Source organism: Streptomyces sp. NPDC085460, assembly GCF_044541975.1.
In the GTDB taxonomy this organism is placed as follows: domain Bacteria; phylum Actinomycetota; class Actinomycetes; order Streptomycetales; family Streptomycetaceae; genus Streptomyces.
In genome coordinates, this window is record NZ_JBITTO010000006.1 from 408,688 (window position 1) to 417,357 (window position 8,670).

Consider the following 8,670-nt stretch of genomic DNA (forward strand, 5'->3'; position numbering starts at 1 on the left):
TCCCCCCACCGAGGAGTCCATGTGACCGACACCGCGCAGGCGCCCACGCCGCCGCCGTCCGAAGGCCGAGCGGCCCATCCGGACCACCTCGGGCACGTCATCTTCATCACCGCCTCCGCCGCGATGGGCGGCTTCCTCTTCGGCTACGACAGCTCCGTCATCAACGGAGCCGTCGAAGCCATCCGCGACCGCTACGACATCGGCTCCGCGACCCTCGCCCAGGTCATCGCCATCGCCCTGATCGGCTGCGCCATCGGCGCCGCCACCGCCGGCCGGATCGCCGACCGCATCGGCCGCATCCGCTGCATGCAGATCGCCGCCGTCCTCTTCACCGTCAGCGCCGTCGGCTCCGCGCTGCCCTTCGCCCTCTGGGACCTCGCCTTCTGGCGGATCATCGGCGGCTTCGCCATCGGCATGGCCTCCGTCATCGGCCCGGCCTACATCGCCGAGGTCGCCCCCGCCGCCTACCGCGGCCGCCTCGGCTCCTTCCAGCAGGCCGCCATCGTCATCGGCATCGCCATCTCCCAGCTCGTCAACTACGGCATCCTCCAGCTCGCCGACGGCGACCAGCGCGGCGAGATCGGCGGCCTGGAGGCATGGCAGTGGATGCTCGGCGTGATGGTCGTCCCCGCCCTGCTCTACGGGCTGCTCTCCTTCGCCATCCCCGAGTCCCCCCGCTTCCTCATCTCCGTCGGCAAGACCGACCGGGCCAAGGAAGTCCTCGCCGAGGTCGAGGGCAAGGGCGTCGACCTCGACCGCCGCGTCGCCGAGATCGACCGGGCCATGCGCAGCGAGCACAAGTCCACCTTCAAGGACCTGCTCGTCCAGGGCAGCCGCTTCCGCCTCCTGCCCATCGTCTGGGTCGGCATCGGACTCTCGGTCTTCCAGCAGCTCGTCGGCATCAACGTCGCCTTCTACTACTCCTCGACGCTCTGGCAGTCCGTCGGCATCGACCCGTCGAGCTCGTTCTTCTACTCGTTCACCACGTCGATCATCAACATCATCGGCACCGTGATCGCCATGGTCCTCGTCGACCGCGTCGGCCGCCGGCCGCTCGCCCTCGTCGGATCCGTCGGCATGGCGATCGCCCTCGCCTTCGAGGCATGGGCCTTCTCCGCCGACCTCGTCGACGGCAAGCTCCCCGAGACCCAGGGCGTCGTGGCGCTCGTCGCCGCCCACGTCTTCGTGCTCTTCTTCGCCCTCTCCTGGGGCGTCGTCGTCTGGGTCTTCCTCGGCGAGATGTTCCCCAACCGGATCCGCGCCGCCGCCCTCGGCGTCGCCGCCTCCGCCCAGTGGATCGCCAACTGGGCCATCACCGCCAGCTTCCCGTCCCTCTCCGACTGGAACCTCTCCGGCACCTACATCATCTACACGGTCTTCGCCGTGCTCTCGATCCCCTTCGTGCTCAGGTACGTCAAGGAGACCAAGGGCAAGGCGCTGGAGGAGATGGGCTAACCCCCGCTGCCCCTCTCCTCACGACGGCTGCCCCGGCCCGAGGCTCACGCCCCGAGCCGGGGCAGCACCTCGTCGCAGAACAGCCGCACGCTCCGCCACCCCTCCTCCACCGGCATCCCCCCGCACAGCGGATGCAGCACCAGGCTCTCCAGGCCCAGCGCCACGCACTCCGCGGGCGTCACCACCCGGTACACCCCCTCCGCCCGCAGCTCCGCCACGCTCGACGCCCCCGACCGCACCGCCGACCTGATGTCCTTCGACTGCCAGGACGCGTAGGCCCGGGCCTCGTGCAGGAAGTGCTCGCCGTACTCCGCCCAGGTCCGGTCCGGATCCTCCGACACGTGCAGCAGCGGCGTCACAGGACCCGGCATCATCGTCCAGCCCTCCGTCCCGTACTCCGCGCACCGCTCCGCGTAGTACGCCTCCAGCTCCGGCAGATGCGCCGAGGGGAAGAACGGCAGACCGAGCCGCGCCGCGCGCCGCGCCGCCGCCTTCGACGAACCGCCGACGAGCAGCAGCGGGTGCGGCCGGGTGAAGGGCCGCGGGGTGACCCGTACCGTACGGCCCCGGTACGCGAAGGGCTCGCCCGTCCACGCGGCGAGCAGCGTCTCCAGGAGCTCGTCCTGGAGCTTCCCGCGCCGCCCCCAGTCCACCCCGCGCTCCTCGTACTCCTCCGGCCGGTAGCCGATCCCCGCCACCGTCACCAGCCGGCCCCGGCTCAGCAGGTCCAGGACCGCGATCTCCTCCGCGAGCCGCAGCGGGTCGTGCAGCGGGCCGATGATCGCCGAGACGGTGACCGCGATCCGGCGGGTGGCGCCGAAGACCGCGCCCGCGAACGCGAAGGGGGAGGGGAGCCAGTTGTTCTCCACCCCGTGGTGCTCCTCGGTCTGGACCGTGTCCACCCCGTGCCCGTCCGCGTAGGCCGCCATCTCCAGCGCGGCGCGGTACCGCTCCGCCAGCGACTCGGCGGTGGCACGCGGCTCGACCAGGTTGAACCGTACGACGCTGAAGGCCATGGGGGTCCCCTCCCGGGTGGGCTGCCGGCGAGGGGCGACCATAGCTGACGCTACGTCAGATGAGAACGGTCCCGGCGCGCCCGGAACGCGCGACCCACGCTGCGTGCGTACGGCGTCACCGGCCCGGTCGTGTCCGATACTGGGTGACGTTATGGAACTCATCCTTGCTGTAGTCATCGCTCTGGTCGTCGTGGTCGCCGTGACCAGCGGGCTCGTGATCAGCGGCCGCAAGAAGAAGCAGCTGCCGCCGGCCGAGCCGCCGTCCACCACGCCGACCATCACCGCTCCGCCTGCCGAGCCGCACGTCGGCGACGAGGCGGAGACACCGCGGGAAGAACCACGCCGCACCGTCGAGGAGGTCGGCCTCCCGACCGCCGAGGAGGCGGTCGAGACCCCCGCCGCCGTCGAGGACCCGGTCGTCGCCGAGGCGCCCCCGGCGCCCGAGATCGAGGTCCCCGAGCCCACCGCCGGACGCCTCGTCCGCCTCAGGGCCCGCCTCGCCCGCTCCCAGAACTCGCTGGGCAAGGGCCTGCTGACCCTGCTCTCCCGCGAGCACCTCGACGAGGACACCTGGGAGGAGATCGAGGAGACCCTCCTCGTCGCCGACGTCGGCGTCGCCCCCACCCAGGAACTCGTCGACCGGCTCCGCGAGCGCGTCAAGGTCCTCGGCACCCGCACCCCCGAGGAGCTCCGCGGCCTGCTCCGCGAGGAGCTGATCGCCCTCCTCGGCGACTACGACCGCACCGTGCACACCGAGAGCCCCGAGGACGTCCCCGGCGTCGTCATGGTCGTCGGCGTCAACGGCACCGGCAAGACCACCACCACCGGCAAGCTCGCCCGCGTCCTCGTCGCCGACGGCAAGTCCGTCGTCCTCGGCGCCGCCGACACCTTCCGCGCCGCCGCCGCCGACCAGCTCCAGACCTGGGGCGACCGCGTCGGCGCCCGCACCATCCGCGGCCCCGAGGGCGGCGACCCCGCCTCGATCGCCTACGACGCCGTCAAGGAGGGCATCGCCGAGAAGGCCGACGTCGTCCTCGTCGACACCGCGGGCCGCCTCCACACCAAGACCGGCCTCATGGACGAGCTCGGCAAGGTCAAGCGCGTCGTCGAGAAGCACGGCCCGCTCGACGAGATCCTCCTCGTCCTCGACGCCACCACCGGCCAGAACGGCCTCATCCAGGCCCGCGTCTTCGCCGAGGTCGTCGACATCACCGGCATCGTCCTGACCAAGCTCGACGGCACCGCCAAGGGCGGCATCGTCGTCGCCGTCCAGCGCGAGCTCGGCGTCCCCGTCAAGCTCGTCGGCCTCGGCGAGGGCCCGGACGACCTGGCCCCCTTCGAGCCCGCCGCCTTCGTCGACGCCCTCATCGGCGACTGACCCCGCACGGCGCACGCGAGAGGGCCCCCGCTCCGTCCAGGAGCGGGGGCCCTCGCCGTACGCGCCGTACTCCTAGGCGTGCGTCCGATGGCACATGTACGCCAGCGTGCCGAGCAGCAGCCGCGCCTGCGGCGGAGCCCCCGCCGTGTCCAGCGTCGGCGGCCGCAGCCAGCGCACCGGACCCAGACCGCCCAGGTTCGACGGGGGAGCGGTGATGTGACAGCCCGGCCCCAGACAGTGCAGGTCCAGGTCCGCGTCGTCCCAGCCCATCCGGTACAGCAGCCGCGGCAGCTCCGCCGCCGCGCCCGGCGCGACGAAGAACTGCGCCCGGCCCGTCGGCGTCGCGCAGACCGGCCCCAGCGGCAGCCCCATCCGCTCCATCCGGACCAGCGCCCGCCGGCCCGCCGCCTCCGCCACCTCGATCACGTCGAAGGCGCGCCCCACCGGCAGCAGCAGCGCCGCCCCCGGGAACTCCGCCCACGCCTTGGTCGCGTCGTCCACCCCCGCGCCCGCCGGAACGGGCGGCGCGAAGGAGAGAGGATGCGCGCCCGGAGCCGTACAGGCCCGGTCGCCGCAGGAGCACTGGCCGGAGACGGCCCGCGCGCCGGGCTGGACGTCCCAGCCCCAGAGTCCGGTGTACTCGGCCACCGCTGTGCACTCGGTGGTGCGTGCGCGACGCCGTGAGCCGGACCGCATCTCGCGAATGCCGCCGATCGTGAAGCCCATGCCCCCTCCAACGGGTCGGACGCGCCGGTGGTTACGACCCGGAACACGCGGGTCACGTTCGGTGACGCCACGCCCGGGTGTGATCGCCCGGGGCGGCGCTCGGTCGTGAACGGGGTGGTGCGCCCGGTGGCGCACGCCTCTCCGCGCTCCCAACCGCTGACCCCGGGTCGTCGCATGTCAAGTGAATCGTGTGGAGCGCCCGGCGAGTTCATTCGAAGGGGTGGCGAATGGTGGCGTTTCTTGAAACGCCCTCACCGCAGGGGTGATCGTAGGATTACTTTCGGTACCCGAACCCCGGAGGACACGCGCGGGTGGGTATGCCGGAGGCAAGCCGGTTTCCCGTTCGAAGGAGTCGGAACACCGAGCGGAGTGCCGCCGGACGCGGCATTCTGATAGGGGTTCGCACGACAGGCAATCAGGTGGATGGGGGCGTTCCAGTGGGCGGCAGCGGCACAGACGGTACGAATGCCGGCAAGCGCCCCAACGAGCGCCTCGGCTCGTGGTTCGTGCGCAGCGGCTGGTCCAAGGGCGAACTCGCCCGCCAGGTCAACCGCAGGGCCCGCCAGATGGGCGCCCACCACATCTCCACCGACACCTCCCGGGTCCGCCGCTGGCTCGACGGCGAGCAGCCCCGCGAACCCATCCCGAGAATCCTCTCCGAGCTGTTCTCCGAGCGCTTCGGCTCCGTCGTCGCCATCGAGGACCTCGGACTGCGCACCGCCCACCAGACGCCCTCCGTCTCCGGCGTCGACCTCCCCTGGGCCGGACCCCAGACCGTCTCCCTGCTCAGCGAGTTCTCCCGCAGCGACCTCATGCTCGCCCGCCGCGGCTTCCTCGGCTCCTCCCTCCAGCTCGCCGCGGGACCCGCCCTCATCGAGCCCATGCAGCGCTGGCTGGTGCCCACCCCCACCGGCGAAGCCGCCCCCGGAGACCCCGCCCCCGACGGCCGCCGCCCCCACCGGCTCTCCGAGATCGAGCTCGACCTCCTCGAATCCACCACCGCCATGTTCCGCAAGTGGGACGCCCAGTGCGGCGGCGGACTGCGCCGCAAGGCCGTCGTCGGCCAGCTCCACGAGGTCACCGACCTCCTCCAGGAGCCCCAGCCGGCCGCCACCGCCAAACGCCTCTTCACCGTCGCCGCCGAACTCGCCGAACTCGCCGGCTGGATGAGCTACGACGTGGGCCTCCAGCCCACCGCCCAGAAGTACTTCGTCCTCGCCCTGCACGCCGCCAAGGAAGCCGGCGACAAGCCGCTCGGCTCGTACATCCTCTCCTCCATGAGCCGGCAGATGATCCACCTCGGCCGCCCCGACGACGCCCTCGAACTCATCCACCTCGCCCAGTACGGCAGCCGGGACTGCGCCACCCCCCGCACCCAGGCCATGCTGTATGCGATGGAGGCCCGCGCCTACGCCAACATGGGCCAGCCCTCCAAGTGCAAGCGGGCCGTCCGGATGGCCGAGGACACCTTCGCCGACGCCGCCCTCGAAGGCGGCCCCGAGCCCGACTGGATCCGCTTCTTCACCGAGGCCGAGCTCAACGGCGAGAACTCCCACTCCTACCGCGACCTCGCCTATGTCGCCGGCCGCTCCCCGACCTACGCCTCCCTCGCCGAACCCGTCATGGAACGGGCCGTGGAGCTCTTCGGGAAGGACCCCGACCACCAGCGGTCGTACGCCCTCAACCTCATCGGCATGGCCACCGTCCACCTGCTCAAGCGCGAGCCCGAGCAGTCCGTCGTCCTCGCCGAGAAGGCCCTCGGGGTCGCCCGCTCCATCCGCTCCGAACGGGTCAACAACCGGCTCCGCAAGACCGTCGACACCGCCGCCCGCGACTTCGGCGACGTCGCCCAGGTCGTCGACCTCACCGACCGGCTCACCCTGCTCCTGCCCGAGTCCGCCGAGGCCGTCTGACCGCCCCGCCCACTCCCCGCGAGCCCCCGCACCCCGGCCGCGCCGGACGTCCCGTACTGCCCGACTCGGCTCCCCCGCCGCACAGGACACACGGACGCCGGCGCGGCCGGTCCACGTCCGGGACCCGCCACCCCCCGACCGCCCGGCCGGGAGAGTACGCCCGTTACCTCCCCGTGACCCGGGTGTTCACGGTCACGTAACACACCCCGGCCCTTCGTCACTGCCCCGAAACATCGAGCGGCATCGTCGGAAACCGCGCTGCGCGAATCTCTGGCCCATAACCGGCCACCCCTCAGGCCGCCGCTCACCGCCGGCCCCGCCCCGCACAGGCCGCATCCGACGACGAGGAGACGCCGATGGCACCAGCCATCACGACCCTGGCAGCAGACGCCCCCGAGCTGTCCGCCGCCAACACCGGGTTCATGCTCATCTGCACCGCCCTGGTCATGCTGATGACCCCGGCCCTCGCCTTCTTCTACGGAGGCATGGTCCGCGTCAAGTCCACCCTCAACATGCTGATGATGAGCTTCATCAGCCTCGGGATCGTCACGATCCTCTGGGTGCTCTACGGCTTCAGCGTCGCCTTCGGCACCGACACCGGCGGCATCGTCGGCTGGTCCTCCGACTACCTCGGCCTCAGCGGCATCGGCGTCACCGAACTCTGGGACGGCTACACCATCCCCGTCTTCGTCTTCGCCGCCTTCCAGCTGATGTTCGCCATCCTCACCCCGGCCCTCATCAGCGGCGCCCTCGCCGACCGGGTCAAGTTCACCGCCTGGGCCCTCTTCATCGCCCTCTGGGTCACCGTCGTCTACTTCCCCGTCGCCCACTGGGTCTGGGGCGCCGGCGGCTGGCTCTTCGAGATGGGCGTCATCGACTTCGCCGGCGGAACGGCCGTCCACATCAACGCCGGCGCCGCCGCCCTCGGCGTCATCCTCGTCATCGGCAAGCGCGTCGGCTTCAAGAAGGACCCGATGCGCCCGCACAGCCTCCCGCTGGTGATGCTCGGCGCCGGTCTGCTCTGGTTCGGCTGGTTCGGCTTCAACGCCGGCTCCTGGCTCGGCAACGACGACGGCGTCGGCGCCGTGATGTTCGTCAACACCCAGGTCGCCACCGCCGCCGCCATGCTCGCCTGGCTCTTCTACGAGAAGATCCGGCACGGCGCCTTCACCACCCTCGGCGCCGCCTCCGGCGCCGTCGCCGGCCTCGTCGCCATCACCCCCGCGGGCGGCTCCTGCTCCCCGCTCGGCGCGATCGCCATCGGCGCCATCGCCGGCCTCGTCTGCGCCATGGCCGTCGGCCTCAAGTACAAGTTCGGCTACGACGACTCCCTCGACGTCATCGGCGTCCACCTCGTCGGCGGTGTCCTCGGCTCCCTCCTCGTCGGCTTCTTCGCCACCGGCGGCGTCCAGTCCGACGCCAAGGGCCTCTTCTACGGCGGCGGCCTGGAGCAGCTCGGCAAGCAGGCCGTCGGCGTCTTCGCCGTCCTCGCCTACTCTCTGATCGCCTCCGCGGTCCTCGCCCTGATCATCGACAAGACCATGGGCATGAGGGTCAGCGAGGACGACGAGGTCTCCGGCATCGACCAGGTCGAGCACGCCGAGACCGCCTACGACTTCAGCGGAGCCGGCGGCGGCGCCAGCGGGCGCACCACCGCCGCCCCCGCCCCGGTTGTCACGGAGAACAAGAAGGTGGACGCATGAAGCTCATCACCGCGGTCGTGAAGCCGCACCGGCTCGACGAGATCAAGGAGGCCCTCCAGGCGTTCGGGGTCCACGGCCTCACCGTCACCGAGGCCAGCGGATACGGCCGCCAGCGCGGCCACACCGAGGTCTACCGCGGAGCCGAGTACACCGTCGACCTCGTCCCCAAGATCCGCATCGAGGTCCTGGTCGAGGACGAGGACGCCGAACAGCTCATCGACGTCGTCGTGAAGGCCGCCCGCACCGGCAAGATCGGTGACGGAAAGGTCTGGAGCGTCCCGGTCGAGACCGCCGTCCGCGTCCGGACGGGCGAGCGCGGACCGGACGCGCTGTAGGAGCGCGACCCAGGGGGTACGGCTCTGGGGGTACGGCCTCCAAGGGGTGGGGGGTGCGGGCCGGGCCCCCCCCCCCCGCGGCGGTCCACCGCCGGGCGGGCCCCGGGCCCCCGCGCGCCCGGGGGGGCCCCCCCGCGGCGGCGA

General features: G+C 71.9%; 7 protein-coding genes. 5 read left to right on the plus strand and 2 right to left on the minus strand.

The window, feature by feature from the left end:
• Nucleotides 1-21 precede the first annotated feature (21 nt).
• Nucleotides 22-1,455, plus strand: a complete 1,434-nt coding sequence (locus ACIGHB_RS18225; RefSeq protein WP_360314498.1) for a sugar porter family MFS transporter — start codon at nucleotides 22-24, stop codon at nucleotides 1,453-1,455.
• A 44-nt stretch (nucleotides 1,456-1,499) separates the two neighbouring features.
• Here the strand turns inward: ACIGHB_RS18225 and ACIGHB_RS18230 are convergent, their stop codons facing one another.
• Nucleotides 1,500-2,471, minus strand: a complete 972-nt coding sequence (locus tag ACIGHB_RS18230; RefSeq protein WP_360314496.1) for an LLM class flavin-dependent oxidoreductase — start codon at nucleotides 2,469-2,471, stop codon at nucleotides 1,500-1,502.
• 151 nt (nucleotides 2,472-2,622) lie between these two features.
• On the opposite strand from ACIGHB_RS18230, the gene ftsY reads away from it, so the two are divergent.
• Complete coding sequence (ftsY, locus tag ACIGHB_RS18235; protein WP_399914186.1) at nucleotides 2,623-3,849, plus strand: signal recognition particle-docking protein FtsY; 1,227 nt, start codon at nucleotides 2,623-2,625, stop codon at nucleotides 3,847-3,849.
• Between the two features lie 72 nt (nucleotides 3,850-3,921).
• Here ftsY and ACIGHB_RS18240 read toward each other — a convergent pair whose 3' ends face one another.
• Nucleotides 3,922-4,575, minus strand: coding sequence for a bifunctional DNA primase/polymerase (locus tag ACIGHB_RS18240; RefSeq protein WP_360314492.1), 654 nt, complete (start codon nucleotides 4,573-4,575; stop codon nucleotides 3,922-3,924).
• Between the two features lie 437 nt (nucleotides 4,576-5,012).
• Here ACIGHB_RS18240 and ACIGHB_RS18245 point away from each other — a divergent pair, with 437 nt between their 5' ends.
• From ACIGHB_RS18245 to ACIGHB_RS18255, 3 genes are all read left to right on the plus strand, one after another.
• Nucleotides 5,013-6,488, plus strand: coding sequence for a hypothetical protein (locus ACIGHB_RS18245; protein WP_360314490.1), 1,476 nt, complete (start codon nucleotides 5,013-5,015; stop codon nucleotides 6,486-6,488).
• Between the two features lie 356 nt (nucleotides 6,489-6,844).
• The gene (locus ACIGHB_RS18250) at nucleotides 6,845-8,191 is read left to right on the plus strand and encodes an ammonium transporter (protein WP_360314488.1); all 1,347 of its coding nucleotides are present in this window, start codon (nucleotides 6,845-6,847) and stop codon (nucleotides 8,189-8,191) included.
• A complete protein-coding gene (locus tag ACIGHB_RS18255; protein ID WP_015036464.1) occupies nucleotides 8,188-8,526 on the plus strand; it encodes a P-II family nitrogen regulator in 339 nt (112 codons plus the stop codon). The genes ACIGHB_RS18250 and ACIGHB_RS18255 overlap by 4 nt, the downstream gene beginning before the upstream one ends.
• Nucleotides 8,527-8,670: the final 144 nt, after the last annotated feature.